Origin of the sequence: Vibrio kanaloae (assembly GCF_024347535.1) — a bacterium.
Lineage (GTDB): Bacteria > Pseudomonadota > Gammaproteobacteria > Enterobacterales > Vibrionaceae > Vibrio > Vibrio kanaloae.
In genome coordinates, this window is the sequence record NZ_AP025497.1 from 1,423,817 (window position 1) to 1,450,163 (window position 26,347).

The 26,347-nt window shown below is 44.0% G+C and carries 25 protein-coding genes; 19 read left to right on the forward strand and 6 right to left on the reverse strand.

Going from position 1 to position 26,347, the window contains the following annotated elements; genetic code table 11:
• Positions 1–9: 9 nt before the first annotated feature.
• Entirely contained in the window at positions 10–1,344 is a 1,335-nt protein-coding gene (locus OCV24_RS06640; protein WP_150878505.1) for a sphingomyelin phosphodiesterase, read from the reverse strand.
• 365 nt (positions 1,345–1,709) lie between these two features.
• Between OCV24_RS06640 and OCV24_RS06645 the strand changes: the two genes are divergently transcribed.
• Positions 1,710–2,231, forward strand: coding sequence for a DUF2058 domain-containing protein (locus tag OCV24_RS06645; RefSeq protein WP_077680477.1), 522 nt, complete (start codon positions 1,710–1,712; stop codon positions 2,229–2,231).
• A gap of 324 nt (positions 2,232–2,555) precedes the next feature.
• Here the strand turns inward: OCV24_RS06645 and OCV24_RS06650 are convergent, their stop codons facing one another.
• Entirely contained in the window at positions 2,556–3,929 is a 1,374-nt protein-coding gene (locus tag OCV24_RS06650) for an L-cystine transporter (RefSeq protein WP_150878507.1), read from the reverse strand.
• A gap of 183 nt (positions 3,930–4,112) precedes the next feature.
• Complete coding sequence (locus tag OCV24_RS06655; protein WP_102506901.1) at positions 4,113–4,808, reverse strand: NAD-dependent epimerase/dehydratase family protein; 696 nt, start codon at positions 4,806–4,808, stop codon at positions 4,113–4,115.
• Between the two features lie 431 nt (positions 4,809–5,239).
• Between OCV24_RS06655 and OCV24_RS06660 the strand changes: the two genes are divergently transcribed.
• The 9 genes from OCV24_RS06660 (at position 5,240) to btuD (ending at position 14,102) form a co-directional block, all read left to right on the forward strand.
• A complete protein-coding gene (locus OCV24_RS06660; RefSeq protein WP_077680476.1) occupies positions 5,240–5,851 on the forward strand; it encodes a flavin reductase family protein in 612 nt (203 codons plus the stop codon).
• Positions 5,852–5,922: 71 nt separating this feature from the next.
• Positions 5,923–6,987, forward strand: a complete 1,065-nt coding sequence (gene cobT / locus OCV24_RS06665) for a nicotinate-nucleotide--dimethylbenzimidazole phosphoribosyltransferase (RefSeq protein ID WP_150878509.1) — start codon at positions 5,923–5,925, stop codon at positions 6,985–6,987.
• The gene (locus tag OCV24_RS06670; protein ID WP_102506903.1) at positions 6,987–7,793 is read left to right on the forward strand and encodes an adenosylcobinamide-GDP ribazoletransferase; all 807 of its coding nucleotides are present in this window, start codon (positions 6,987–6,989) and stop codon (positions 7,791–7,793) included. The genes cobT and OCV24_RS06670 overlap by 1 nt, the downstream gene beginning before the upstream one ends.
• A 9-nt stretch (positions 7,794–7,802) precedes the next feature.
• Entirely contained in the window at positions 7,803–8,387 is a 585-nt protein-coding gene (gene cobU, locus OCV24_RS06675; protein WP_150878511.1) for a bifunctional adenosylcobinamide kinase/adenosylcobinamide-phosphate guanylyltransferase, read from the forward strand.
• Between the two features lie 26 nt (positions 8,388–8,413).
• The gene (gene cobC / locus OCV24_RS06680; RefSeq protein WP_102506904.1) at positions 8,414–9,031 is read left to right on the forward strand and encodes an alpha-ribazole phosphatase family protein; all 618 of its coding nucleotides are present in this window, start codon (positions 8,414–8,416) and stop codon (positions 9,029–9,031) included.
• A 93-nt stretch (positions 9,032–9,124) separates the two neighbouring features.
• Positions 9,125–10,921 (forward strand): M3 family oligoendopeptidase, encoded by a 1,797-nt coding sequence (locus OCV24_RS06685; RefSeq protein WP_102506905.1) that lies wholly within the window; start codon positions 9,125–9,127, stop codon positions 10,919–10,921.
• A gap of 278 nt (positions 10,922–11,199) precedes the next feature.
• On the forward strand, positions 11,200–12,228 hold the full coding sequence (locus tag OCV24_RS06690) for a succinylglutamate desuccinylase (RefSeq protein ID WP_102506906.1): 1,029 nt from the start codon (positions 11,200–11,202) through the stop codon (positions 12,226–12,228).
• Between the two features lie 133 nt (positions 12,229–12,361).
• Complete coding sequence (btuC, locus tag OCV24_RS06695) at positions 12,362–13,357, forward strand: vitamin B12 ABC transporter permease BtuC (RefSeq protein WP_077680472.1); 996 nt, start codon at positions 12,362–12,364, stop codon at positions 13,355–13,357.
• Positions 13,344–14,102, forward strand: a complete 759-nt coding sequence (gene btuD / locus OCV24_RS06700; RefSeq protein ID WP_102506907.1) for a vitamin B12 ABC transporter ATP-binding protein BtuD — start codon at positions 13,344–13,346, stop codon at positions 14,100–14,102. The genes btuC and btuD overlap by 14 nt, the downstream gene beginning before the upstream one ends.
• Before the next feature lie 53 nt (positions 14,103–14,155).
• Here the strand turns inward: btuD and OCV24_RS06705 are convergent, their stop codons facing one another.
• Together OCV24_RS06705 and OCV24_RS06710 are read right to left on the reverse strand one after the other, a co-directional pair.
• On the reverse strand, positions 14,156–14,569 hold the full coding sequence (locus OCV24_RS06705; RefSeq protein WP_150878513.1) for a RidA family protein: 414 nt from the start codon (positions 14,567–14,569) through the stop codon (positions 14,156–14,158).
• 26 nt (positions 14,570–14,595) lie between these two features.
• Positions 14,596–15,531, reverse strand: coding sequence for an NADP-dependent oxidoreductase (locus OCV24_RS06710; RefSeq protein ID WP_150878515.1), 936 nt, complete (start codon positions 15,529–15,531; stop codon positions 14,596–14,598).
• Positions 15,532–15,715: 184 nt separating this feature from the next.
• Between OCV24_RS06710 and OCV24_RS06715 the strand changes: the two genes are divergently transcribed.
• The 8 genes from OCV24_RS06715 to OCV24_RS06750 all read left to right on the forward strand — a co-directional run bounded on the left by OCV24_RS06715 (position 15,716) and on the right by OCV24_RS06750 (position 24,354).
• Positions 15,716–16,642 (forward strand): LysR family transcriptional regulator, encoded by a 927-nt coding sequence (locus OCV24_RS06715; protein ID WP_150878517.1) that lies wholly within the window; start codon positions 15,716–15,718, stop codon positions 16,640–16,642.
• 165 nt (positions 16,643–16,807) lie between these two features.
• Positions 16,808–17,167 carry a DUF6559 family protein gene (locus OCV24_RS06720; RefSeq protein WP_017092613.1) on the forward strand — a complete coding sequence of 120 codons (360 nt, stop codon included), beginning with the start codon at positions 16,808–16,810 and terminating at the stop codon, positions 17,165–17,167.
• Between the two features lie 369 nt (positions 17,168–17,536).
• On the forward strand, positions 17,537–18,991 hold the full coding sequence (locus OCV24_RS06725; RefSeq protein ID WP_150878604.1) for a lytic polysaccharide monooxygenase: 1,455 nt from the start codon (positions 17,537–17,539) through the stop codon (positions 18,989–18,991).
• Positions 18,992–19,207: 216 nt separating this feature from the next.
• The gene (locus OCV24_RS06730; protein ID WP_017057420.1) at positions 19,208–20,638 is read left to right on the forward strand and encodes an aminotransferase-like domain-containing protein; all 1,431 of its coding nucleotides are present in this window, start codon (positions 19,208–19,210) and stop codon (positions 20,636–20,638) included.
• Positions 20,639–20,801: 163 nt separating this feature from the next.
• A complete protein-coding gene (locus OCV24_RS06735; protein WP_150878519.1) occupies positions 20,802–22,385 on the forward strand; it encodes a cytochrome ubiquinol oxidase subunit I in 1,584 nt (527 codons plus the stop codon).
• 12 nt (positions 22,386–22,397) lie between these two features.
• Positions 22,398–23,534 (forward strand): cytochrome d ubiquinol oxidase subunit II, encoded by a 1,137-nt coding sequence (gene cydB, locus OCV24_RS06740; RefSeq protein WP_102506915.1) that lies wholly within the window; start codon positions 22,398–22,400, stop codon positions 23,532–23,534.
• Positions 23,535–23,544: 10 nt separating this feature from the next.
• The gene (gene cydX, locus OCV24_RS06745; RefSeq protein WP_017057417.1) at positions 23,545–23,646 is read left to right on the forward strand and encodes a cytochrome bd-I oxidase subunit CydX; all 102 of its coding nucleotides are present in this window, start codon (positions 23,545–23,547) and stop codon (positions 23,644–23,646) included.
• 219 nt (positions 23,647–23,865) lie between these two features.
• Entirely contained in the window at positions 23,866–24,354 is a 489-nt protein-coding gene (locus OCV24_RS06750) for a GNAT family N-acetyltransferase (RefSeq protein ID WP_102506916.1), read from the forward strand.
• 107 nt (positions 24,355–24,461) lie between these two features.
• Here the strand turns inward: OCV24_RS06750 and OCV24_RS06755 are convergent, their stop codons facing one another.
• On the reverse strand, positions 24,462–25,037 hold the full coding sequence (locus OCV24_RS06755) for a nucleoside triphosphate pyrophosphohydrolase family protein (RefSeq protein ID WP_017057415.1): 576 nt from the start codon (positions 25,035–25,037) through the stop codon (positions 24,462–24,464).
• A gap of 208 nt (positions 25,038–25,245) precedes the next feature.
• On the opposite strand from OCV24_RS06755, the gene OCV24_RS06760 reads away from it, so the two are divergent.
• The gene (locus OCV24_RS06760) at positions 25,246–26,304 is read left to right on the forward strand and encodes a sensor domain-containing diguanylate cyclase (protein ID WP_150878521.1); all 1,059 of its coding nucleotides are present in this window, start codon (positions 25,246–25,248) and stop codon (positions 26,302–26,304) included.
• The last annotated feature ends 43 nt before the right edge of the window (positions 26,305–26,347 follow it).

Here is a 26,347-nt window from a genome sequence, read left to right on the forward strand (position 1 = left end):
TTCACCGCGTTACTTGATGACAGCACTAACAGGGAAGTGATCTGAAAGGTTGTAGTGCTTCCATAATTCACTGCTGGTCGAGCGAGGAATATCAACGCGGTTATTGTTGTGAGCTTTTTGTCCGTACTCTGAACTCAATACCACGTAATCCAAGTATTCAACATTCTCCCCACCAGACATAGGCTCGCCAGCAAAGTTATTAATGCGAGGATCAAAGGTTGAAGCGGTATAACCTGAATATTCTGGCTCAACGGCTTGCAGGTTAGCGAACATCTGTTGGTAGTCACCTGGGAACTTAAGCTTGTTCACGTTGAAATCACCGCTGTAAATCACCGTTTCTGATGTTGGTATCTCCAGTGACTGTGCAAGCTCTCGCATCTGCCTAAACTGGCGCTGTCGGTAATCACGAGCCGTGTCCGTATCGAACGAAGCAGTATGAGTGCCGAACACATGGTAAGCCTGACCGTTCTTAATGATCTCAGCGTAATTCACGCCTTTATCCGCGAAACAATCCGTTCCCGTGCAATCCGGGAAAACGTATTGTGCTTCATTAACAATTGGATAGCGGCTAACGATGATCACGCCACCGTCGTAGATGTTGATACCATCTTTGTCGAGCATTTTGGTTTGGTAAGGATACTCTTTCGTGAGTTCACGCAAAAACTCGCCTCGTCCGTTGGCAAAGACTTCTTGAAGCGCCAACACGTCGTAGCCTTTAACATATTGAGGGATGAGATCGTAACGGTCACCAATGTGAGAAGCGATAGCGGGTAGGGCCCAAATATTGTAGGTCATGACTTTCAGCGTGTTGGCGTCTGGCTCTGGCTGTTCGTCCAATTTCTGTGGGGTGATGGTGTAGTAAATATCATCGTAGCGAGCGGTTGAGTCAGCTTTGAGCGCCAGTTCTGTGTTTTCGTAAAAAGCATCGGTCGAACGACGGTGAATGTCGCGGTCATCGTGCAGTGCTAAACCAATGTCGGCCGCACTCAAACCATGTTGTAATGATGAGTTATACCAATGCCCCTCCATGGTTTGATTCAGTGTGACTGTTTCTCCAATGGAATTTGAAACCACAGTGTCAAACTCATACGTTTCCCCAGATTTTACGCCAGTCCAACGATTGAAACTGATCAATTTTTTGGTCTCCCAAGGCCCTATTTGTTCGACATGCTGCTGCCACTCGCTACCGAGTTCAAGTAAGTCTGTACCACTGTGACGAGCTTGAATGGTCATGATTTGATTGGTGTTGTTGGTGAGGTACACATCTGTATCTGCCATTGCGGACGTCGAGGCGATTGATGTTGATGCCACTAGTGCAGCTAACCAAGTCCATTGAGTTTTCATGTGTTACGTTATCCTTACTGATTGATGTTTAGAATAACGTAGTAAAAACTTATGACATTGGAGTGATAACTCTAGGCGTTTGTTCAAATATGAGAGATATGCCAAACTTCTGTTTGTTAATTTTATTGATTGAAATTGAGTATGGTAATCAGATGTAGATATGTGTCTATGGTTCGTTTCTTACCGTATGATATTTGTATGATCAATGAGCGGCGGTCTTGATCTAGACGGAGCGTGTATAATGCGGTTTGGACTGCGATATAGAAGTGTGTGAGTGATAGGCGTATATTTTGCTATTGTTCAGTAAACAGAAACCATAAAAACAGGTATGATAGTGCCGTTTTTAATCCTTAACTGGGAAAGTCATGGCAAAGTTAACACTCCAAGAACAGATGCTTAAAGCTGGCTTGGTAAATGAGAAAAAATTAAAGAAGGCGAAGAAAGGTTCTAAAAAATCTCGCGTTCAAGCTCGTGAAGCAAAAGCGGCAGCAGAAGAAACGAAACTGGCGCAGCAAACGAAAGACAAAGAGTTAAACCAACAGTTGAAAGAACAGCAACTGAGCAAAGAGATTAAAGCTCAGGTAAAGCAACTGATTGAGATGAACAAGATCGAACAAAAAGATGGTGATATTAAATACAATTTCACTGACGGTACTTTGGTCAAATACTTATACGTAGAAGAGCTGACTCAAAAGCAACTAAGTAAAGGTATCCTGAGTATTGCTCGTCAAGGCGAAAGTTATGTTGTGATTCCCACATCGGTAGCGAACAAGATTGCGATGCGTGATGAAGAATCTATTGTTGATACTCAAACCGCAAGCTCTGATGAAGTGGATGAAGATGACCCGTATAAAGACTTCGTTATCCCTGATGATCTAATGTGGTAGTTCTTTTACATAGCTCTCGTCAAGAGCCGCTATAGTAAAGAAGAAAGTATAGTAAAATGCAGCGAACAACCTTGGGTTGTCGCTGCATTTTTTGTTGGTATTAATCAACCAGAAGAAACCTTTGTTGTTCGTAACCACTTGAGCACTGTTCGCAAATTCGTTTCAAGGGTAATTCGTTTCAAGGTAAGTCTGATATTTTCGTTGATGGGCTGTTTAGTGAACAGGTAGGAAATTATGCTTCCTAAGCTGTAGGGGTAAAAAAACCGATGTACGAACATCGGTCTCTTTATTTTATTTCAGAGTGGAGAATTAGGCAGTTATTTATTAAGCGCTCGCTTGTTCTAAATCCTGCTTTTTGTCTTTCTTACCCAATAGACGACTTGTAATGGTACCTGCCGTCATTGCGCCTGAAACGTTAAGTGCCGTACGTGCCATATCGATAAGTGGCTCGATAGAGATAAGCAATGCTGCGATAGTTACCGGAAGGCCCATCGCTGGCAGCACGATAAGTGCCGCGAAAGTAGCACCGCCACCTACACCTGCAATACCGAATGAGCTTACTGTGATAATCGCAACCAGAGACAGAATGAAGTTGATATCCATTGGGTTGATGCCGACTGTTGGCGCAACCATGACTGCTAGCATTGCTGGGTAGATGCCCGCACAACCATTCTGACCAATCGTTGCACCAAAAGACGCAGATAGGTTTGCAATCGCTGGTGGTACGTTTAGCTTAGTAATTTGAGCTTCTACGTTCAGTGGGATTGATGCAGCAGAGCTACGCGATGTGAAAGCAAAAGTCAGTACAGGCCAAATTTTTTGGAAGTACTCTTTCGGGTTGACACCAACAAAAGAAACTAGCACGCCGTGAACCACGAACATCAATAGGATCGCTACGTAAGACGCTACGATGAAGCCTAGTAAGCTTAGAATGTCAGACGCGCTAGACGTTGCAACAACCTTAGCCATTAGTGCTGCGATACCGTAAGGCGTTAGCGCCATGATCATTTTAACTAAACGCATAACGACAGACTGAGCAGCTTCAACAAATGTACGAATTGGTGATTCTAGCTCTTCTTTTTCTGCCATCACTTTACGTGCTGCAATACCGGTTAGTACACCAAAGATAACTACCGCGATAATAGAAGTAGAGCGAGCGCCCGTTAAGTCTGCAAATGGATTTGTTGGAATGAAACTAACCAGCATTTGTGGAATCGTCAGATCAGCTACACTGCCAATGCGACTTTCTAGTGTTGCGATACGTGCTGTTTCACGAGCACCTTCAGTCAAGCCTTCCGCTGAAAGCCCAAATGCTTGAGTCACTGCGATACCAACTATTGCAGAAATCGCAGTTGTTGCTAACAATACTGAGATTGTGATGCTAGAAATTTTACCGAGTGAACCGCCTTTTTCAAGCTTCACAACAGCGGCAATCATTGATACCAACACTAACGGCATAATCACCATTTTTAGTAGGCCAACGTAGCCACGACCAACAATATTTACCCAGTCTAACGTCTCTTTGATGATAGGGTTACCTTCACCAAATAACAGCTGTAGGCCTAGGCCGAATACACTACCAAAAACTAAGCCGAGTAAAACAAGTCGAGAAAGAGTGTTTTCTTTTTTCTGCTGTCCATATAGAAAGAAGAGAATACCAATGAATATCGCTAGGGCAGCGATAGCTGGGAATGACATTTAAATTCCTTATGAATAACTTCAAATTAATAGAGCGCTAAGGTATTAGCGCGAATACTGCAGGGTAAGATAACGTTCTGTAACAAAACGTAAAATAAGGAAAAGTAATTTATTAGAACAATAAGTAATATCCACACATTAAGGAGCATGGATATCCAACATTGTGATTAATAGATGAGCTTTTTAGCGATATTTTGCTAATAAATTGAGCATATCACTTGAAGAATAAATTTCGACATTTTGGAAGTTATTATCGAATAATCGGAACAACATGGTTTGTGCTACATCTTTTGATTGAATCGGGCGAAGGTTCTTGAATTTGCCAAACATAAATGGCGACAGCATAGGAAAGACACTTTGTAGGATTTTTTCATCGGCCCTTGGTTCATCTCTATCACCAATCAGTGGCCCCGGGCGCGCTATAAAAAGTTGTTTGAAACCGATACGTTTTAGGTTTTGCTCCATTTGCCCTTTGCAGCGAAGATAATGTGAATAAGAATCTTGCGACGCGCCGTAACTTGACACCACTGCAACTCGTTGGACGCCGAGAAGCTTCATGGATTGGGCTACTTGGCTGACAAGTTCAACATCGACTTTGCGTAGTGCTTCTTTTGAACCTGCTTTTTTCTTGGTTGTACCTAAGCAGATAACCCCGAGATTAGGCGTTGCTTTGGTATCGTCCCAACTCGTGACTTGCAGATCACGGTGAATGAGTGTGTGAAGTTTGTCGGAGTTATACTGTGAATCTAATGCTCTTCGGGATAAGGCATAGATATAGTCAACCGCGGGTTCATCGATGAGCAAGCTCATCACATGACGGCCGATTAGCCCTGTAGCGCCAGCTACAACGACCGATGTTTTGTCTCCAGAAATGCTCATAGCTATCCTTAACCTGCTTGCAAGTGCTTGTTTAATATAAACAGTGTTTTAATTTTAAGCGAATAAAATTTAAAGATAGTTTTTAAAGGTTACTCAATAAGTAAACCAGATTTTAGAAATAAAAAACCAAAAAACTGCTGGGAGTTACGGTGTGAGCTTTTATTAATTTCGAGCTTATTTATAGAGTGCTTATTAATAGAGGTATTATGATTCATGCAAGCTGTTTGTATCAGACATAACAGTGCCAAAGGTAAGTGATTGAGATTTGCGGTTAGTTGGTATGAATTTTATGTTTTGTGATTGTTTTGTTTAGAAAAGAGGCTGAACTGTTTAAATTAAGAACACTCTCTGCGTTTCTGTTACATAACCATAGATACCGGGTTGCTTAACACGTAAACTGAGTCGTAATTCACATAGACCAAGGACGTGCTATGAACCTCAAGCTTGATACTCTCGCTCCTACTCAGATTTATCATCTGATGACACAAACTGTTGTGCCAAGGCCTATTGCATGGGTATTGACGGAATCTTCTGACCAAGAGTACAACCTAGCGCCTTTCTCTTATTTCACGCCTGTTTCCAGCAATCCGCCGCTATTGATGTTGTCGGTTGGGAAGAAGCCATCGGGCGAAATCAAAGATACCACTCGTAACGCCCTAGAAACGGGTAAGCTTGTGATTCACATTGCTTCTTCAAGTTCTGCAGAAACAATGACAGCGACAGCAGCTACCCTTGAACACGGTGATTCTGAAGTAACTGCGAATAATATCGAGCTGGTTGAATTTGAAGGCTTTTCTTTACCAAGAGTTAAGCAGTGCGCCGTGGCTTTTGGTTGTACATTATATGAAGTTAAAGAAGTCGGTGAAGTACCGCAAAGCCTTATATTTTCCCAAGTTGAACAGGTGTATATCTCCGAAGATGTGATTGATAACGAGAGCGATCGCTTGAAGATTGATGCGCTCGCACTTGATCCTTTATCTCGATTGGGTGGCGGTGAATACGCCACGCTAGCCAATGTGTTCTCTGTCGCTCGTCCTAAGTAAGAGTTATCTATTTAGCTTCAGCCGAATAAGTTCGCTAAACCTCGTACCTCAATCTAAGTGCCATTAATCTTATGCTAAATACAAAATACTCACAGTTCATCCAACATCGCATTGATCAAAAAACTAAGCCGTTAGGCGCTCTTGGTTTACTGGAAAAGGTTGCTCATCAACTGGCTCTAATTCAAAGTCAGGGTCAAGAGTCTGCGGTTGAACACATCGAATTGAATAAGCCGAGCATCATCATTTTTGCAGGCGATCATGGTATTGCTGATGAAGGCGTGAGTATTGCTCCAAGTGCCGTCACGCAACAGATGGTGTTGAACTTCTTAAGCGGTGGAGCGGCGATCAATTGCTTCTGTGCGGTGAATAACATCGATATCACGGTAATCGACACGGGGATATTGTTGCCAGTCGAATCTGAGAGCCCTATGCTGATCTCCCAGCGTTTGGGTACACGAACCAATAACTTTGCCAACGAAGCCGCAATGAGTTTAGAAACGGTGGAACGAGGCATAGAACTCGGCGCCCAGCTTGTATCTAAAACCATTTTGAACGGTTCGAATATCATCATGTTTGGTGAAATGGGTATCGGCAACACCAGCAGTGCTTCAGCGATTTTAAGTGCGCTAGCAAACCGGAGTGCGGTTGAATGTGTTGGATTAGGTACAGGTATCAACAATGAACAACTTGCGCGAAAAGTGGCTGTGGTTGAGCAAGGTGTTGCGCGTTGCAAAGGTTTAGGGCTTACAGAAGTTAAAGAGCTTACAGATCTTAAAGATACCAAAGAGGTACTAGCACAAGTTGGTGGCTACGAAATCGTTCAAATGGTCGGTGGTTTCCTTGGTGCTTATCAAAATAGAACGCCAGTATTGGTTGATGGTTTTATCGTATCAGCCGCTGCGTATGTCGCGACCTTAATTGAACCGAACTGCCGTGACTATATGATATTTGCCCACCGCTCTGAAGAGTCCGGCCACAAAATCTTATTAGAGTTACTAGACGCTGAACCACTGCTCGATCTTGGATTGAGGCTAGGCGAGGGCACAGGCGCTGCACTAGCTATGCCAATCATCCGAGCGGCTGTGGAGTTTTACAACAATATGGCGAGCTTCGAGAGTGCTGGAGTCACTGTTTAATGAGTGATTTGCCGGAAAGATCTTTGAAAGATCGCGTTGCTTATCAATGGGAACTGTTTTCCTTGGCAATGGGCTTCTTTTCTCGTTTACCTATGCCGAAGAACACGCCCTATTCAGAAGAGCGTATGAATCGTTCTGGTCGTTACTTTTCAACGGTCGGTATCTTACTTGGCGTGTTATGTGGTGGTGTATTTGTGCTGCTTGATGCTGTACTGCCAAGTGGCGTCGCTATATTTTTAATGATGGTTTTTAGCCTGATGTTAACCGGCGCGTTCCATGAAGATGGTTTAACCGATATGGCGGATGGCATTGGCGGCGGCATGACGTTAGAACGTCGATTGACCATTATGAAAGACAGTCGTATTGGTACATACGGCGCATCTGCTCTCATCATGGCTCTGTTTGGAAAGTGGGTTCTATTGAATGAACTTGTCAGCATGACCGAGCTGTTTATGGTGATCGTCACAAGTTACACCTTTAGCCGAGCGATTGCCGCATCACTGATTTATGACATGCCTTACGTGAGCGATTTAGATACCAGTAAAAGTAAGCCTTTGGCCAACAAACAAACCAAAGGCGAACTTGTCTTCTTATTGCTTGTAGGCGTGCTGCCTAGCCTGTGGTTTGGTCTTGAATTCGCTTTGATTTTATCTGTCGTCGCGTATCTGTTCAGAACAGGTTTCAAAAAGTGGTTAACGGCTCGAATTGGCGGCTTTACTGGCGACTGCTTGGGGGCTGCTCAACAGTTAATGGAGTTGCTGAATTACCTTGTATTCATAACTGCATTTTACAATGGCTTTCTATAACGGTTTCCTATGAAAAATACGAATCAAACTATTCAAGCAAGTCAGCGAAACAGCCATTTGGTATTGGGTGGAGCTCGTTCTGGCAAGTCGAGTTATGCAGAGCAACAAGCGTTAAGTGCCCTGGCTGCATGTTCAAATAGGCGTTTGCATTACATTGCAACAGCCACTTACCTTGACGATGAAATGCGAGAACGAATAGCGCACCATCAACAACGTCGAGGTCAGCATTGGGTTGAACATGAGGTACCGATTGAATTAGCCACTAAACTGCAGGCATTTAATCAAGGTGATGTGGTGCTGATTGATTGCTTAACACTATGGCTTAACAACCTCATCTTTGAATTGGGCGATGATGCAACCAATGAACAAGTAGAGACTGTGATTGAGGCTTTAGTGCAAAGCGTCGAGCAAAGTCCGGCGCAAATTATCATCGTGTCTAACGAAGTTGGACTTGGTGTAGTTCCGCTAGGAAAAGTGTCGCGCTTGTTTGTTGATAATGCGGGGCGAATGAACCAAGCATTAGCTCGGGTTGTCGAACGAGTCACACTGGTCACCGCAGGGTTGCCATTGATCTTGAAACCGTCGAATTATTAGACTCATTCCTAAGTTTAGGTACACACATGGACAATGGAACAACCAAAAATATCTACTTGCTGAGGCATGGAAAGGTAGAAGGTAAAACGGCTCTGAACGGTGTATCTGACGTATTGGTTAACCCAAACCTTCAACAGCAGATTTGTGAAGCCTTGGTGCAGCACGATGTCTCTTTTGATGGTGTGGTTACCTCGCCATTAAGACGATGCAGTGATCTAGCAAACCTGTATGCACAGCGCATGTCTGTACCTCTGTTGACGACATCAGGCTTTCAAGAAATGAACTTCGGTGAAGTTGATGGTGTCCCATTTGATGAGCTTGAAGACAAGTGGGGAATGTTAGAAACCTTTTGGCAAGACCCTGCTAATCATCGATTAACAGGCGCAGAAAGCTTACAGAGCTTCCACGACAGAGTAACTCAAGCTTGGGCGCAACTTTTTAGCGATCCAAGTGATAATTTATTATTGGTTACTCATGGTGGTGTGATTCGAGTACTGCTCGCGCACTGCCTTGATATTAATTGGAAAAATCCAAGTTTGTACTCGAAATTATCGATCGAGAATGCCTCAATTACCCATATTCAAGTCACTCAGTTTGCACAGAGCTTTATCTGCGTCAAAGCGATAGGGCTGCCTGTTCTGTAAGCATTCAAAAATACACAGTTATACCAATTTTTAAATATATTAAAAGTGTAAGACGGTGGTTTTAGCCGTTACCTACGTGAAAGGAATTTAGTCATGACCACACCAAGTTGGGATCTCAGTATTGCTTATCGCGATCTAGATGATGCAAAAATCGAACAGGATATTGAACTCATTCAACAGTGTATTGAGCTGTTGTATCAGCATGTTGAAATTCGCCATGTCATTCTAGCGATGCAAAACGCCATTCAGACTTCAGAAGCGGCTGGCACGTTACTGAGCACCATCAATACTTTTGCCAACTGCCACGCATCGGTAGATGCAACACATACAGAAGCCAAAGCATTGCTTGGCCGTGTCGCGAAGTTGAACTCTGAAATGTCTCAAGCGTTTAGCCCGTATGAAGACACATTGATTCACGCTGAACCAGAATTTATTGATGCCGTTCTAGAGCATGAAAGTATGGATGTAGCTGGCCAACGTTTTGCGATTGAAAGTTCACGAAAATTATCGAGCAGCAGACTTAGTGTGGCTGAAGAGCAGCTATTAGCAGCAATGAAGGTTGATGGCCGTGACGCGTGGGGGCGTTTATACGACAACCTAACGGGTTCTTTGAAGTTGTCTTTAAAGGTTCAAGGTGAAGAAGAAGCTCTCGGTTTCTCCCAAGTGGTTAGCTTACTGTATGGCAGTGAATTCGACAAACAAGAACCGGCATGGCGCGCGGTTCAAGGCGCAATGAAAACGCATCAAGAGTCTTTTGCTTCGATTCTCAATGCATTGGCGGGTTGGCGACTGACGGAAAACAAAAAGCGCTCGAAGATTAGCGACGTACATTTCCTTGATCCAAGCCTACACGGCAGCCGCATTGTGCCAGAAACATTAGACACCATGATGTCGGTGGCAAAAGCTAATCGTAACGTTGGACAGAAAGCCGGCCTGTTAATGGCAAGAGTTCACGGTCTCGATGAAATGAAGCCTTGGAATCATTTAGCAGCAATGCCACCACTTGGCGACGCTGAATCTAAGGTTTACCCATTTGATGAAGCGATCGAAGTGATCAAAACTGCTTTTGATCAAGTCAATCCAGAGATGGCTGAGTTTGTGGGTTTGATGGTTGAGAATGGTTGGATTGATGCAGCACCTGCTGCCAACAAGCGTTTAGGGGCTTACTGCACTAAATTTGCTGCTACACGTACGCCGCTCGTTTTCATGACTTGGGGTGGTAGCCGCTCAAACCTAATGACCTTAGCGCATGAACTCGGCCATGCTTTTCACAATTGGGTGATGAAAGATATGCCATTATGTCAGACACGCTACCCCATGACGCTGGCAGAAACTGCTTCTATCTTTGCTGAGAACATCGTTCGTGACCACTTGTTACAACAAGCACAAACACGCAATGAAAAACTTGAAATGCTGTGGGAAGAGCTTTCTTCTTCTTTGGCATTAATGGTGAACATTCCCGTTCGTTTTGAGTTTGAGAAAGCCTTCTACGAGCAGCGTGAAAAAGGCGAGCTCACGGCTCAGCAGCTGTGTGACTTGATGGAAACAACTTGGAAAGAGTGGTACGGCGATGCAATGACAGAAGCCGACCCTTATTTCTGGGCGAGCAAACTGCACTTCAGCATTTCTCAAGTGAGCTTCTACAACTACCCATACCTATTCGGGTACTTGTTCAGCAAAGGTGTGTACGCGCAGCGAGATGCGAAAGGTGAGCAATTCTACGGCGATTACGTGTCGTTGCTTCGTGATACGGGCAGCATGATGGCGGAAGAAGTCGTTCAAAAGCACTTAGGAATGGACCTGACTCAAGCTGACTTTTGGCAACAAAGCATCGACATGGTCAAAGTCCAAATCGATGAATTTGAAAGATTGCTCGATCAGGAAGATTAATTGATCTCAATCTGTTCATGGCAGGTAAGAGCTGTGTTAGCTTACGTGGCTCTTATCTTGCTGACATGACTTGAGAAAAGCTGAGACAGCCAAAAGTTGCTTTAAATAGAGAAAGTTATTTGGAACAGAAGTCGGTTAGTAAAGTCAGCAGGTAATATAAAAATATATGGGTAGTATTTGTGAGTGATAACGGAGTTTCTATTGATAAGTGCGATCCTAGCAACACAATTTCTATGTACAATTTATTAACATACGGCCGTGCAATTAAGGAGTAACGCATGACGAAGACCCTCTTTCGCCAATCATTTCTTTTTGACAGCCTAGATCTTGAGCAAGAAGTGGTTGCAGGACAGACCGTACTTAGTAACGGTGTTCAAATTAAGCTTCATCAACGCGGTGTATTGGAAGTGATTCCCGCAGAGTATAATTCTGAAACCAAGAACATCATCTTTTCAACAGGTGTTCACGGCGACGAAACTTCACCAATGGAGCTGATTGATAAGCTCATTGAGGACATTGAAACAGGCTTCCAAGTCGTGACAGCAAGATGTTTATTCATCATTGCTCACCCAGAAGCAACCAACGCGCATACTCGTTTTCTTGATGTGAATATGAACCGTCTGTTTGATGAAAAACAGCACGAAAGCAATCGAGAAGTGGATATCGCGAAGAACCTTAAGTACTTGGTTACTGAGTTTTACAAGGAAACGGTACCTGCCACTCGTTGGCACTTAGATTTGCACTGTGCGATCCGTTTGTCTAAGCATTACTCTTTCGCCGTAAGCCCTAAGGTTCGCCACGAAGTTCGCAGTAAAGCTTTGTTCGATTTCATCAACAGCGCTCACGTTGAAGCTGTGCTGCTATCGAATGCGCCAACCAGCACCTTCAGTTGGTACAGCGCTGAAAACTTCGAAGCCCAAGCACTGACAATGGAGCTAGGGCAGGTAGCAAGAATTGGTGAGAACCAGCTTGATAGGTTAACGGCTTTCGATTTGGCAATGCGCAATCTGATTGCTGAAATAGAACCAGAGCATTTACCAAAGAAAACCATTACATATCGCGTAAGCCGAACCATTGTTCGTTTGCATGATGACTTTGATTTCATGTTCTCTGATGACGTTGAGAACTTTACGGCGTTCAAGCACGGTGAAGTGTTTGGTCATGATGGCGATAAGCCATTGATGGCGAAGAATGAAAACGAAGCGGTGGTATTCCCAAATCGTAACGTTGCTATCGGTCAACGAGCGGCCTTAATGGTGTGCGAAGTTGAAACACGATTCGACCACGGTCAGCTTGTGTACGATTAATACCGAGCTGGGTTAAAGCGACGAAAACAACCGCTCAACTGGTTGAAATATCAAGGTTCACATTACGGTGTGAGCCTTGAGTTTATTTAGGGATACAGGTAAGGTTACGCGAACAATTTCAAAGTAGCTTGATATGGATTTCCAACAACTTCTTCACCAAAAACAGCGCAAATGGACCCGAGCCATTTATCTGATGGCAGTACTGCTTGTCGCGCTGAGTGCGATTTACCTGATGGTTGGCGATCTTTTCATTTCCCCTCTGGGCACCTTGTCCACGTTAGAACAAAAACTACTGATTGATTTACGCTTACCTCGATTATTAGCAGCGATTGCGATCGGGGCTGGGTTAGCTGTATCTGGCGCAAGCTTACAAGTCTTATTGGGTAACGTATTAGCAGAGCCAGGTGTGCTCGGCATTTCTGGTGGCGCAAGTTTGGCGATGGTTATCGTACTGTTCTTCTTACCGTTTGCTCCCACACCTGAACTGTTCATGATTGCCGCCGTTTTAGGCTCGCTTTGTTTCACCGTGATACTGGTGAGCATGGTAAAAACGATGCGACTCACCACGGCTAAATTACTGCTGGTGGGTGTCGCATTAGGCATTCTTTCTGGCGCGATGGTTACATGGGCGTTCTATTTTAGTGACGACTTAAGCCTACGCTTACTGATGTATTGGCTGATGGGCAGCTTGGGTGGCGTGACTTGGTATCAACACTCGCTCACGTTAGTGATGATCCCCGTGATTATTTGGTTGTGCCTGCAAGGTAGTAAGCTAGATAAGTTAATGATTGGCGAGACTCATGCTGCACAGTTAGGCGTGAATGTTCCGAGATTACGTTGGCGTCTAATCTTCGCTGTGTCTATTTTAGTCGGCTGCGCGGTGGCATTGGGCGGCGTGATCAGCTTTGTTGGCTTGGTTGTGCCCCACTTGTTGCGTTTAGCAATTGGTACCGACAACCGATACCTTCTTCCTTTGTCTGCCGTTGCTGGCGCTGCATTGTTGGTGTTTGCTGATATTTGCGCGCGTACATTACTCGATTCTGCAGAATTGCCTTTGGGTGTGATGACCACCAGTATCGGTGCGCCTATCTTCATTTGGATGTTAATTAAAAATCATGATTCAAATTAAGAGCCTGAGCGTCGGCGCTCGTTTATTACCAATATCATTTGAGCTCACGCAAGGGCAGGTGACCCACGTTATCGGCCCGAATGGCAGCGGTAAAAGTACCTTACTCGAAGCGATATCTGGTATTGGTGATAGCTATAAAGGCGATATCAAGCTCGATGGGCAAGACTTGTCAGTGTTGTCGCTACAAGATTTATCATTACACCGTGCTTATCTGTGCCAAAGCGCAAGGCCAGCCTTCAACTTGGAAGTGTTCCAATACCTTGCGTTGTCATTGCCAAGTTCATCGCATGGCCTTGATGCTGAAATCAACGCAGCTTTGGACGAAATCAGCCAGATGCTAGACATTGCAGACAAACTTCATCGTTCCATTCAAACCTTGTCTGGTGGTGAATGGCAACGCGTTCGTTTGGCGGGAATGTGCCTACAAATTTGGCCGACGCTTAATCCTTACGCAAAGCTGCTGATCCTCGATGAACCCGCAGCTCCGTTGGATATTGCTCAAGAAGCCTTGTTATACAAGCTCATCGAACGAGTGGCAGAGAAGGGCATCGCCGTTATCATGGCAAATCACGATCTGAACCGCACCTTAAGACACGCCGACCAAGTGTTGCTGCTCGACAAAGGCGTACTTCAAGCATCAGGTCGTGCAGAACAAGTTCTTACGCCTGAACAGCTAGAGTCCGTGTTCAACACTGAAGTCAAAAGTATCTCAGTCGATAATCAAACTTATCTGTTATTTGGTTAAGCCTTTATCGTTTGGGTAAGACGGTTGAATCTTAGGATTGGAAAGCTCGGCAGTTATCGGGCTAACATCATCTCATATTCAACCATCATATCTGGCATCCCTAAACGTTGAACATAGCGCAACGTGCCTGTTGCTGGTTTTACTTCAACATCACCTAAAAACTCTTCCCAAACATGAGCAATGCCTTCGAATTGTGCAGAGTTTACTTCGTTGGTAAATGTCCAATCCGTCCTGACAATGTCGTTAACACTAAAGCCAGCTTCTTCTAAGAATGCCTTCATTTGGTCTAAAATTAATCGTGTTTGAGCAACAGGATCCTTAGGGTGTTGAGTGATAAAGTCCGGGTTACAGTCAGCATGCCCTGTCACAAAGAAGACTTCGCTGAATTCACTTAGTTTCAGTCCCCAACTAAACGCATTGCTCATATCTAGTAGGTTCTTATTGCGAAAAGCTTGTTTAATGGCCATTTTATATCCTCTCTACTTGATAGTGTTTACAGCGAAACTTCCAATACGATTTTGCCACGAGCACGTTTCGATTGACTTAACTCCTGTGCTTGAGCGGCTTTAGATACTGGGAACACCTTATCGATGTTCACTTTAATTACGCCATCATCAATTAAAGCGGCAATACGTTGTAGATCTCTGGCATTGGGTGAAACCCACCAGCGTTGAAAATTTACGGCTAGTTGCAGTGGTAATGCGCTTTCAATGTCATCTAATAGTGAAACTACGTTGCCACCTTTTCGTACCACTTCGAGTGAACGCTCCGCGATGCCATCACCCCCAACAGCGACGAGCACAGCATCTAACTCATCAACCTCGTCTTCAAAGCGTTGAGTTTGGTAATCGATGAATTGATCGACCCCTAAAGCCGTTAAGTAGGCTTTGTTGCTGGCTGATGCTGTTCCGATAACATAAGCACCGAGCGCTTTCGCTATTTGAACTGCAAAGCTACCAACACCTCCGGATGCATTGTGAATAAGGACACGTTGACCTGCTTTGAGTTGGCAACCTTCAACAAGTGCTTGCCATGCTGTTGTTGCGGCCAATGGCACAGCTGCGGCGGTCACGATGTCGAGAGACTTGGGCGCACTTGCTACTAAATCACTATCGACAGCAAGGTATTCGGCGTAGGCGCCTTGTTCAGAAATGGGCGCATATACATAGACCTGCTCCCCAAGTTTAAGGTTGCTTACATTGTTGCCTTTTTCGACAACTTGTCCTGCTGCATCCCAGCCAACAATGAGTGGCATTTCATGTTGACCGCTAGCCCGTAGGAATCCCTCTCTTACCATCCAGTCGACAGGGTTTACCCCCGCGCCTTGTACTTTGATCAGCACTTGATTTGGTGTGATGGTGGGTTTAGCTATATCGCCGAACGTTAAGTTCTGCGCACTTCCATACTCTTCTAAATACACGGCTTTCATCGTATTTCCTTATAAGTGAGTCATCTGACTTGTTTTTCTACCAGCGGGTTAATCTGTTTGTGGAACTCACTTTGCCCAACTTGTTACTTATCGTCTAATTGATGATTGGTATAATATGCATTGATTAATATGATGAGTTTGCCGATACTCATTCACTAACTCCCTGTGTAATTAGGCAAGTAAGATGGCGAATGTCGATCTGAATTTAATGGTTATTTTTGATGCAATCATGCAGGAAAGCTCGATTACCGTGGCCGCAGAACGATTGTCGATGACGCAACCGTCGGTATCGAACGCCGTCTCTCGAATGCGCCATGCTTGGAAAGATCCTTTATTCGTGAAACAAGGAAGAGGGATTCGCCCAACCCCTTACGCCGTCGAGTTGTGGAAAACGATTGGTGAGCCGTTAGAGGCAATACGGATTGCAACTGAGCGTGATGAGTTTTATCCTGCGACGTTAAAGCGCACGTTTAGAATCGCAACCACAGATTGGATGGCAGACCTGTTTTGGCTGCCGTTAAAGCAACGAATAGAGCTTGAAGCGCCTGACGTTAATCTTCACGCCGTACCTTACAACGTCAATGGAGAAAAGTTATTACTCAGTGCCGATGTCGATATGGTCTTGGATTATTTCGAAGGCAATTCAACTCAAGTACAAACTCAACATCTGTTTGATAATCACTTTGTGTGCGCAATGCGTGCCGATCACCCGTTGGCAAGTGAAGAGCTATCGCTAAGTGCTTTTGCTCGTGCTGATCATTTGTTGCTCTCGTTATCAGGTGAAGCGAAAGGCGGGGTAGACATGTTACTAGGACAGAAGGGAATGAAACGGCGCATCGCCATGACGGTGAACCACTGTTACTCCATACCTAGGTTGCTAGTCAATACTGACATGATCACGACGATTCCATTACCGATAATATTGGAGAGCGTGAGTAAGGGAGAACTGGTGATTAAGAAAACGCCATTCACCATGCCACCGGGGCCCATTTCGATGTCTTGGCATGTGCGCCATCAACGTGACCAAGGTACGTTATGGTTGCGTGAGAAAGTACTTAGTGTTCTGAATCATGGTTTACCTAAAAATTTACTTATTGATCCGTTTCAATGAGAAGCGGTGCAAAGAGTATTTGTTTCGAAATTGCTTTTTCGCATTGTTAATCAGTATATTACTGACGTTATATATTGAGCATCGTCATAAAGGGTGACATTCTAAGTGTTGCTCAAATCTGAACAACATTTGGTGTGATATTTGTAAATTGGAAGAGGAATTAGAGTGTTTAGATATATTCAAAGACGAAGGATCAAAAAGGTTATTAAGCTACTGTCTGCAAGGTTGGTAAAGAGCTATGGAAGCCGTGACTTTTTCTCGATTGGCCAGGTAGAAACGAGTTCTCGTGAATTGAGTAAACGCCAACAACAAATCGCATTGGCTTTGTTTGCTGATCCACAAGATTTAGATGTTGAATTGGTTCCCACTATCCAGCTGTTACGTAATGATGTGTCTAATGATTTCTTCGGCGGCGAGAATTACACCGCGCGTGATGTGCTCAATCTTTTGGGTGGCGGCGGTTGGAAAGGCGGTCGTATGGACGATGACATGTCACATCGCATGGGCATGCATAGCCGTTATTAAATATCTTCTTACTACCTAACGCCTTTATATCCCCAAAGCGGTTTAATCATAAAGTCGCTGTTTTATTCATTCCGAATAATGTTCCCTCAATCAACACAGAATACTGAAATGTCATAATTCGAAGCAACATCATTTATCGACAACACATTTACTTGAGTTGTGTGATTCCGATTCCTATTAATATAATCCCCGCTGTTATAGACGGTGTTGATGTATATATTTTTTGTTGTTCTTCTTCAAGTCAAAACTATAAATCTTCTAACAGTATTGGTGGTTGGTTAGCCAATATTAGTGTTGTGTAGGGTTAAAATAATAGAGAGTGGGAAAGTGACAACAATAAATAATAATATTCTAAAAATAGCAGTGGGTATGGCTATGCTATCGAGTGTGCCGTCAGTGGCAAATGCTCATGGCTGGTCTGAATTTCCAAGTGCACGTCAGAACACCTGTTACGAGCAAGGCGGGGTTTGGTCGGGTACACCACCAAATGCTGCATGTGCGCAAGCGAAAGATATTTCTGGCTCATACCCGTTCGTTCAACGTAACGAATACGCAAAAAACATTCAAGATTTCAACAACATCAATGCTGTAAAGGCGGCGATTCCTGACGGCACTTTATGTTACGCCAATGATTCGCAAAAACGCGGCATGGGTGCGCCTCACACTGGTTGGACTCGCACCGAGCTAAGTACAGGTACATTTGAATATGTATTCAACGCGACGGCACCACACAACCCGTCATTCTGGGAGTTTTACCTAACGAAGCCAAACGCAGACCTGAGCAAAGGCCTAGCGTGGGGGGACTTAGATCTTATTCAGGAAGTGGGGAACGTTCCTGTAAGCGGTGGTAAATACCGGATTAACGTAACGATTCCATCTGACCGTTCTGGCGACGCAATCTTATACGTACGTTGGCAACGTGACGATGCTGCGGGTGAAGGCTTCTACAACTGTTCAGACATCACTATCGCGGGTGATACAACCCCTCCACCAGAGCCAGGACCTGAGCCTGATCTCGTGCGTGGTGACCTATTTGTTTCAGAGCAATTTGGTACTCCACAAGTCGGTGATACCGTTAACTACGACATCATCAACAAGTACGGTGAAGTAGCGCGTAGTTTTGATATTGCTATCGACGCTTCAAACGTTAATGACTGGGCTCGTTTGCTGGCTTCTGAAATCAACGGTTGGCATGAAGAGTTTAAAGATGGCGCGGTGTTCATTGGTGATTGGCATGATGAAATGCAGCATTATATGTATTTCCAAAACGATCCTACACGCAACTTCTTTAACTCAAAGGATGGCCGTGCTTCAGGTCAGCTAACATTGATTGAAGGTGGCGACGGTGGTGTTGAACCATTGAAAGGCGATATCTATGAGCTAGTGAAGAGTGACAACGTAGTGAATGCTGGCGACAAAGTTGTGATTGCAACAAGCGAAGCGGCTACATTAACTCAAACTCAAGGTTCTGCAGTAAACATCCAAAATAACGGAACTGCGTCAGTTGTTGTAGATACGACTAGTATTACGGCCAATGAAACCTTGTCGTTTATGGCTAGCTCTATTGAAAGCAACAGTGTGGAAACCTTTACGTTCGAAGTGATTACTGATGACATTGGCGTAACACCAGACCCAGATCCAACGCCGGATCCTGATCCGACTCCAGACCCTGGCACTTGGGATTCATCAGCAACTTATCTAGGTGGTGAAGTTGTGACTTACTCAAACCAATCGTGGAAAGCGCAATGGTGGGTTCAAGGTGGTGCAAACCCTCAAGCGACATACGATAACGACAAATGGGGCGTTTGGCGTCCAGCTAACTAGTCAGCTAGTTAATCTAAACGACGTAACTAAGTAAGTAATTAAGGCACCACACTCGATTGATGAGTGTGGTGCCTTTTCTTATGGGAGAGATAAACAAGTCGACCGTGAAGGTAATTGGGTTTAGGGTAGGGCTTTGGTTTACCTTGAATACCCGCGTAACTCGAATATCCATGATTAGGTAATCTTTAAGCGCATTAGATAGAAAAGAATTTATTGATGAAAAAATCACAGATACTCGCCAATACAATCAAGAATCAGATAGAGCAAAACATTTGGCTGAGTGGTGAGAAGATCCCATCAATTAGAGATGCGTGTAAGCGGTACAAACTTAGCATCGAGACGGTATTGCAAGCTTATCAGCAGCTTGAAGATCAAGGCTATGTACGCTCAAAGCCTAAGTCAGGCTATTTCGTGTTACCTCGCAGAAATGTATTCACTTCAGAAAACGCGCAACACAAAGCCATCAAGCCGTATCCCGTTAAGATCAGTGATCTGCTTTACGATGTTCTCCAACGAGCGAAAGATCCTAGTGTTATTCCACTCAGCTCGGCATTTCCAGACCCTGCCTTGTTTCCTCATCAAGCATTGTCACGCAGCTTAGCCAACGCCAGCCGTCAAATGCCGGATAACAGTATGCTTACCAATTTGCCTCCGGGCAGTGAAACACTCCGTAGACAAATTGCTCAGCGTTACCAAGTGCACGGTCTAAATGTACTGCCTGATGACATCGTGATTACCTCTGGTGCGATGGAAGCGCTTAATCTCTGTTTGCAATCTTGCACAGAGCCGGGTGACTTAGTCGCTATCGAGTATCCTGCGTTCTACGGTGTATTACAGACTATTGAAAGGCTTAACCTGACGGCAGTTGAGGTACCAACAGACCCTGAAACGGGTATAGATCTCGATGTGTTGGAGTCAGTGTTTGCATCAATGGACATTAAAGCGTGTTGGTTCATGACAGAATCACAAAACCCAGTTGGTTATTCGATGAGTGACAGAAACAAGCAACGACTGGCCGAGTTGGTGAATCAACATAAGATCCCGATGATCGAAGACGATGTATACCGAGAACTTCACGTTGGTAATCAAACATCATTACCCGCCAAAGCCTATGACTCTGATGAACAGATCATGCTTTGTGGTTCGTTTTCCAAATCACTGTCTCCCGGTTTTCGAATTGGTTGGGTCGTGGCTGGTAAAAAAGCGCTGAAGATTCAACGATTACAGCACCTGTCAACGCTCTCAAGTAGCATTCCTATCCAACTTGGACTGTCTCACTACCTGACGTTTTATAGTTATGACAACCACCTTAAAAAACTTCGCAAGCTTTTGAATGAAAGGAAGAAGGCACATATAGCACTTCTAGAATCCAGTTTGCCTGAAAGTAGTCTGATTCACAAAAGCCAAGGCGGTTACTTCCTTTGGATAGAATTGCCTCACTCGGTTTGTGTTGAGAAGCTTTATGAGCAAGCTCTTGAACGCAATATATCTGTCGCTCCAGGGATCATATTCAGTAGTGACAAAAAGTTCTCCCATCACATTCGCTTGAATTGTTCATACGCTTGTGACGATAAAATCGCAGACGCCATTCAAACGCTAGGCAACCTAATCAGAACCATGGAACTGCAAGCTTCAACCGTTAGCTAAGTTATCGATTGGTTTTACCTCAATGCTAGTCATTTATTGACTGGATAAACAATCTGTTCTGTTTTTTAATGATCAATCTGTTCTAGTTTGGTTCGTTAGAACTGTGCTGAAATACGCTCCAATTATTAATATGAAAGCCATCATTATGATGTTTGGAGCTTAAATGTTTGATGTAGTTGAATTGTCGCGTTTACAGTTTGCGCTAACCGCTATGTTCCACTTTCTCTTCGTCCCATTAACTATCGGTATGTCATGCTTATTGGCGATCATGGAGTCGATCTATGTACTCACCGGTAAGCAAATCTATCAAGACATGACACGCTTCTGGGGCAAATTGTTCGGTATTAACTTTGCGTTGGGTGTTACGACTGGCTTAACCATGGAGTTCCAGTTCGGCACCAACTGGTCTTATTATTCTCACTATGTCGGCGATATTTTCGGTGCGCCTTTAGCCATCGAAGCGCTTGTCGCGTTCTTCCTCGAATCCACTTTTGTTGGGCTCTTCTTCTTCGGTTGGGAAAGGCTATCCAAACGCCAACACCTTGTCGTGACTTGGCTGGTGGCTTTAGGTTCAAGCTTTTCTGCACTGTGGATTTTAGTCGCCAATGGTTGGATGCAAAACCCAATTGGCTCAGAGTTTAATTACCAAACCATGCGTATGGAGATGACCAGTTTTGCGGAAGTGGTGCTTAATCCAGTGGCTCAAGTTAAGTTCTTACACACGGTCGCTTCGGCGTATACCTGCGGTGCGATGTTTATTCTTGGTGTGAGTTCTTATTATTTGCTGAAGGGTCGAGACATTGCCTTTGCCAAGCGCTCTTTCGCTGTGGCCGCATCTTTTGGAATAGCTTCGATCATTTCCGTAATCGTACTTGGTGATGAATCTGGTTATGAACTGGGTGACGTTCAAAAAGTAAAACTCGCAGCGATTGAAGCGGAATGGCACACCGAACCTGCACCAGCGGCTTTCACCTTATTCGGATTACCAAATCAAGAGGAGGGTAAAACCGACTTTGCTGTGAAAATTCCTTATGTGATGGGGATTATCGCAACGCGATCTTTGGACGAGCAAGTGACGGGTCTTCATGAGTTGCGTGATCAACATTTAGTGCGTATTCGAAACGGTATTATTGCTTATGAATTGCTAGAGCGTTTGCGATCTGGTGATACCTCACATGTGACGGAACAAGCCTTTGATCAAACCAAGCAAGACCTCGGATATGGCTTATTGCTTAAGCGATACACAGATACCGTGACTGATGCTACTGAACAGCAAATCCAACAAGCAGCCGATGATTCAATCCCAACTGTGTGGCCTCTGTTTTGGTCATTCAGAATCATGGTGGGTTGTGGCTTCATTATGTTGTTTGTCTTTGGTGCGGCCTTCCTACAAACCTACCGTAAAAATATTACGCAAAAGCCTTGGCTACTCAAAGCGGCGCTATGGTCGATTCCATTACCTTGGATTGCGATTGAAGCTGGCTGGTTTGTTGCGGAATACGGCCGCCAGCCTTGGGCTGTTGGTGAAATTCTTCCTGTGACGGTGGCGGCTTCTTCTCAAACCGTTGAAAACCTGCTTACGTCTCTTGCTCTCATTATCAGCTTATATACCGTATTCATCATTGCTGAAAGTTACTTGATGATTACCATCGTTAAAAAAGGCCCAAGTAGTTTGAAAACAGGGCGTTATCACTATGAACAAACAACATCACTTGAAGCCAAACTGGCACAACAAGTTCAACAATAAGGTGACTGACTCATGTTCGAATATGACACATTACGTTTAATTTGGTGGGTTCTGATTGGTGTCTTGCTGATTGGCTTTATGATCACCGATGGCTTCGATATGGGAGTCGGGGCGCTATTGCCGATCATCGGTAAAACCAATTCAGAAAGGCGCGTGATGATTAACTCCATTGCACCCCATTGGGACGGCAACCAAGTGTGGCTCATTACCGCAGGTGGTGCTCTGTTTGCTGCTTGGCCTCTGGTGTATGCGACATCGTTTTCAAGCTTATATGTTGCGATGTATTTAACACTGATCTCATTGTGGCTACGTCCTCTTGCGCTTGAGTATCGAGCCAAGATAGATAACGATCAATGGCGAAAAGTGTGTGATCTGGCGATTTCGTTTTCAGGCTTCTTTCCGCCGATTTTATTTGGTGTCGCGTTTGGCAATTTAATGCAAGGGCTTCCATTCTCTCTGAATAGTTTGCTCATGGTTGAATATCACGGCTCGTTTTTTGATTTGCTTAATCCATTCGCTCTGTTGTGTGGTTTCGTTGGGTTATTAATGGCGTTGTTGCAAGGCAGTGCCTGGCTGATGATGAAAACCACAGATGCGCTTTATACAAAGGTAAGATTGGTTACGCAGGTGAGTGCGATACTTGTGGCTAGTCTTATGGTGCTAGGTGGTTTAATAATAAGCGACATTGATGGTTATCTGATTGTTAGTGAGTTGAACCATAGCGCTGTTTCAAACCCATTAAATAAACAAGTGATAGCTGAAACAGGTGCTTGGTTAACCAACTTCGAGACTTATTCTTGGATGTGGTTCGCGCCTATAGGCAGTGTTCTAATTCCGCTATTGGCGCTGGTGAGTGCGAGATTAAAATGGGATGCGCTGGCTTTCATCAGCTCCAGTTTTACTAATGCGTGCATTGTATTAACGGTTGGTTTTACGATGTTCCCATTCATCATTCCGTCTAGTGTTAATCCAAGTCATAGCTTAACTCTTTGGGATTCGACATCGAGTGAACTGACCTTGAACATCATGACAGGGGTAGCGTTTGTGATGGTGCCCATAATTCTGTGTTACACAGCTTTTAGCTACCGCACCATGTTTGGGCGACTCGATAGCGAGTATGTCGAACGTAATAGCCATTCACTGTATTAAGGAGTTTTTCATGTGGTATTTTGTTTGGATATTAGGTCTATTCTTGGCTGCTTCCTTCGCTGTTTTGAACGTTATGAGTTTAGAGAAAAGTGATTCGGAAACAGAGTCCTAGTCGCTTACGCAATAAAAAAAGAAGACCAGAAATATGCGTTTCTGGTTTTTGTTCCTCAAACTCATGTCCTCTTCGGATCATCAAGATCTATCCAACCTGTAGCTCTAACAAAAACATTCTTAATTAACCTATTGTTTAATATTCACTATTTGTTAGTGTGTTTAGGTGCACATTGAGGATGTGCATCACAATTAGTGAAGAATAATAGTAGGAGTTGCGATGAGTATTATAGTGAGACGGTCTGAACCGTCAGATGCGAAGGGAATAAAAGAAATCTACGAATGCACTAATGCTTATACTGGTACGCTGCAACTCCCAAATCCATCTCTGGAAAGCTGGCAAAAACGAATTTCTAATATGCCTGATAATGTGTATTCCTATGTCGCGCTGATCGATGGGGAAATTGTCGGTAACTTGGGAATGGAAGTGTGTGTAAACCCGAGAAGGCGTCATGTTGCTTCATTTGGTATGGGTGTTAAAGACGATGTATTAGGCAAAGGAGTCGGTAGTCAGTTACTCGTGACCGCGATCGACTTGTGTGATAACTGGATTAACATCAAGCGAATGGAGTTAACTGTCTATACCGATAACGAAAGAGCGATTAGCCTGTATAAGAAGTTCGGTTTTGTTATTGAAGGGGAGTCTGCGAATTTTGCTTTTAGAAATGGTAATTATGTCGCGGCTTATCACATGGCGCGATTGGTATAGGCACGCCGCTAAAAATCACTGGCAGATAATAAAACGCCACGTTATTTAAACGTGGCGTTTGCTATTTTAGCTCGCGGTGCATTAAACACCTTCAGTCGTAGCCTTACTTAAGCCGTTAGTGGCTCAAGGTTCGCAGGACGGTAGTGTACTGATTTAAGTACTTTACCTTGGCGAATTGTCTTGCCTTCAGATACGAAATCTTCTGCACACTTCGCGATGATGTATTCGCCTTTTTGAACCGCCATCAGTTTGATATTTTGTTTAGCGTAGAAGGCCTCTGTTTCTGCGTATTCTGCTTCGTTACGACATACTTTGCTCATGTTGCTTGAGTGTACTTCGTCCCAACAAGGCAGAAAGTCGATTGAACGGTTCTTAGAAACATTCAGCAGTAAGTCGATCAGATAACTGATTGCTAGGTTGTCTTCTACCTTAGCTTGACCAAGGTGAACCAAACGTCCCATCAAAACATAAACGCTGTCTACGATAGCGTCTGCTTGCTCGATTTTAGAGTCAGCTTCTGCAAGTTCTGTTAGTTCTTCGATCGCTAGAGAGGTATGTAGCGTATCGCCTTTTTCATCCATGGTTTCAGGAGCAGCAACAGGCAGATCAAAAGTACTGCGGAATTCTTTAATGTCGCGGTAAAGGTGATCGTAGATTTCTTGGCTTAGTTGAGAAAGGGTCATATTCCTATCCATTCTGTTTCGTTAATGGATTATTTTACCAAAGCTAGGAATAGGGTGCTAACGTAAAGTCGAAGAACTCCACTTTTATTCATTTGACCAGTAAAGCACTTTGCGTACAAACCGATTGATTATTGTGTATTTTTAACATTTACTCTTTTTATATACTAATAATGTTGTCATTTACTTGGTCAGCAATGGAATTACATTTATGCATCAAGCTAGTGAAAGCGAAGTTGTTATACGCCGCTTGTATCAAATCACCAATGATTATCGAAAGGGTTTCGATAATCAGATCTCTCAATTGCTTATTATGGGGCTTGAACGCTTCAACTTAGATATTGGTATCTTATCTAAAATTGATGGTGACACTTACTTTGTTGAACACTGTATTACACCTGAAGTTGTTGATCTCCATCGCGGTGATACGTTCGAATATTGCTCGACCTATTGCGAGATTACTTGTAAATCGATTGGCCCTACCTGTATTGAGCATTGTGGTAAACACGATCAGTATGCGACACATCCAGCCTATCAGTCTTTTGGCCTGGAGTCTTACATTGGCATCCCCATTTTCGTTAATGATGAGCTTTATGGCACCTTAAACTTTTCAAGCCCAGCTCCCTATCATCGTGAGTTCAAAGAATTCGATATTGATGTTATGAGGCTCATGGCTTCATGGATCGAAGTTGAACTTGTTAGAAGACAGCAAGAACGAAAACTCAAAGAACTGAATGAGAAACTAGAGTACCAAGCTTTGTACGATCCTTTGACACACTTACCGAGTAGACGTTGCTTGTTCAAAACATTGAATGCAGAAGTGGAGCAGTTAAAAGGATCTTTAGGTAAGGGGACCTTGGCAGTCGTCGACATCGATTTTTTTAAACAGGTCAACGACACTTATGGCCACCAAATGGGTGATGTTGTATTAAAGAAAGTGGCGAACGTGCTGAATAATAACACTCAAGAGGGTGAGTTTGTGGCACGTTTTGGTGGTGAAGAGTTCATTCTTTGGTATCCAAATACCCCCCCAAGTTGTGTTGAAGATAAGTTCATGACGCTTTTGCAAGAGATGAAAAAAATCACACTGGATAGAAAGCCTGTCACTATATCAATCGGTGCGTGTCATTTTGAGTTGAGTACAGGGGACACCAAAGGGGAAAGGATGTCGGCGCTTGATTCTCTGATTAAAGTTGCCGATGAATGCCTGTACATGGCTAAACAAAATGGACGAGATCAGTTTATTTCTCGCCCATATTATCAAGAGTGATCAGGCTCGTAAGTCGAAATTGATCAGGCCTCAATTCTCTACT

Excerpts from the sequence above, each read along its gene's own strand:
- OCV24_RS06660 (WP_077680476.1), top strand. The coding sequence starts at position 5,240 with ATGAACCTCAAGCTTGATACTCTCGCTCCTACTCAGATTTATCATCTG.
- cydX (WP_017057417.1), top strand. The coding sequence starts at position 23,545 with ATGTGGTATTTTGTTTGGATATTAGGTCTATTCTTGGCTGCTTCCTTC.
- OCV24_RS06755 (WP_017057415.1), bottom strand. The coding sequence starts at position 25,037 with ATGACCCTTTCTCAACTAAGCCAAGAAATCTACGATCACCTTTACCGC.
- OCV24_RS06645 (WP_077680477.1), top strand. The coding sequence starts at position 1,710 with ATGGCAAAGTTAACACTCCAAGAACAGATGCTTAAAGCTGGCTTGGTA.
- OCV24_RS06690 (WP_102506906.1), top strand. The coding sequence starts at position 11,200 with ATGACGAAGACCCTCTTTCGCCAATCATTTCTTTTTGACAGCCTAGAT.
- OCV24_RS06640 (WP_150878505.1), bottom strand. The coding sequence starts at position 1,344 with ATGAAAACTCAATGGACTTGGTTAGCTGCACTAGTGGCATCAACATCA.
- OCV24_RS06650 (WP_150878507.1), bottom strand. The coding sequence starts at position 3,929 with ATGTCATTCCCAGCTATCGCTGCCCTAGCGATATTCATTGGTATTCTC.
- OCV24_RS06705 (WP_150878513.1), bottom strand. The coding sequence starts at position 14,569 with ATGGCCATTAAACAAGCTTTTCGCAATAAGAACCTACTAGATATGAGC.
- OCV24_RS06655 (WP_102506901.1), bottom strand. The coding sequence starts at position 4,808 with ATGAGCATTTCTGGAGACAAAACATCGGTCGTTGTAGCTGGCGCTACA.
- OCV24_RS06670 (WP_102506903.1), top strand. The coding sequence starts at position 6,987 with ATGAGTGATTTGCCGGAAAGATCTTTGAAAGATCGCGTTGCTTATCAA.
- cobT (WP_150878509.1), top strand. The coding sequence starts at position 5,923 with ATGCTAAATACAAAATACTCACAGTTCATCCAACATCGCATTGATCAA.
- btuC (WP_077680472.1), top strand. The coding sequence starts at position 12,362 with ATGGATTTCCAACAACTTCTTCACCAAAAACAGCGCAAATGGACCCGA.
- OCV24_RS06730 (WP_017057420.1), top strand. The coding sequence starts at position 19,208 with ATGAAAAAATCACAGATACTCGCCAATACAATCAAGAATCAGATAGAG.
- OCV24_RS06735 (WP_150878519.1), top strand. The coding sequence starts at position 20,802 with ATGTTTGATGTAGTTGAATTGTCGCGTTTACAGTTTGCGCTAACCGCT.
- OCV24_RS06715 (WP_150878517.1), top strand. The coding sequence starts at position 15,716 with ATGGCGAATGTCGATCTGAATTTAATGGTTATTTTTGATGCAATCATG.
- OCV24_RS06685 (WP_102506905.1), top strand. The coding sequence starts at position 9,125 with ATGACCACACCAAGTTGGGATCTCAGTATTGCTTATCGCGATCTAGAT.
- OCV24_RS06760 (WP_150878521.1), top strand. The coding sequence starts at position 25,246 with ATGCATCAAGCTAGTGAAAGCGAAGTTGTTATACGCCGCTTGTATCAA.
- cobU (WP_150878511.1), top strand. The coding sequence starts at position 7,803 with ATGAAAAATACGAATCAAACTATTCAAGCAAGTCAGCGAAACAGCCAT.
- OCV24_RS06750 (WP_102506916.1), top strand. The coding sequence starts at position 23,866 with ATGAGTATTATAGTGAGACGGTCTGAACCGTCAGATGCGAAGGGAATA.
- OCV24_RS06725 (WP_150878604.1), top strand. The coding sequence starts at position 17,537 with ATGGCTATGCTATCGAGTGTGCCGTCAGTGGCAAATGCTCATGGCTGG.
- OCV24_RS06710 (WP_150878515.1), bottom strand. The coding sequence starts at position 15,531 with ATGAAAGCCGTGTATTTAGAAGAGTATGGAAGTGCGCAGAACTTAACG.
- cobC (WP_102506904.1), top strand. The coding sequence starts at position 8,414 with ATGGACAATGGAACAACCAAAAATATCTACTTGCTGAGGCATGGAAAG.
- cydB (WP_102506915.1), top strand. The coding sequence starts at position 22,398 with ATGTTCGAATATGACACATTACGTTTAATTTGGTGGGTTCTGATTGGT.
- btuD (WP_102506907.1), top strand. The coding sequence starts at position 13,344 with ATGATTCAAATTAAGAGCCTGAGCGTCGGCGCTCGTTTATTACCAATA.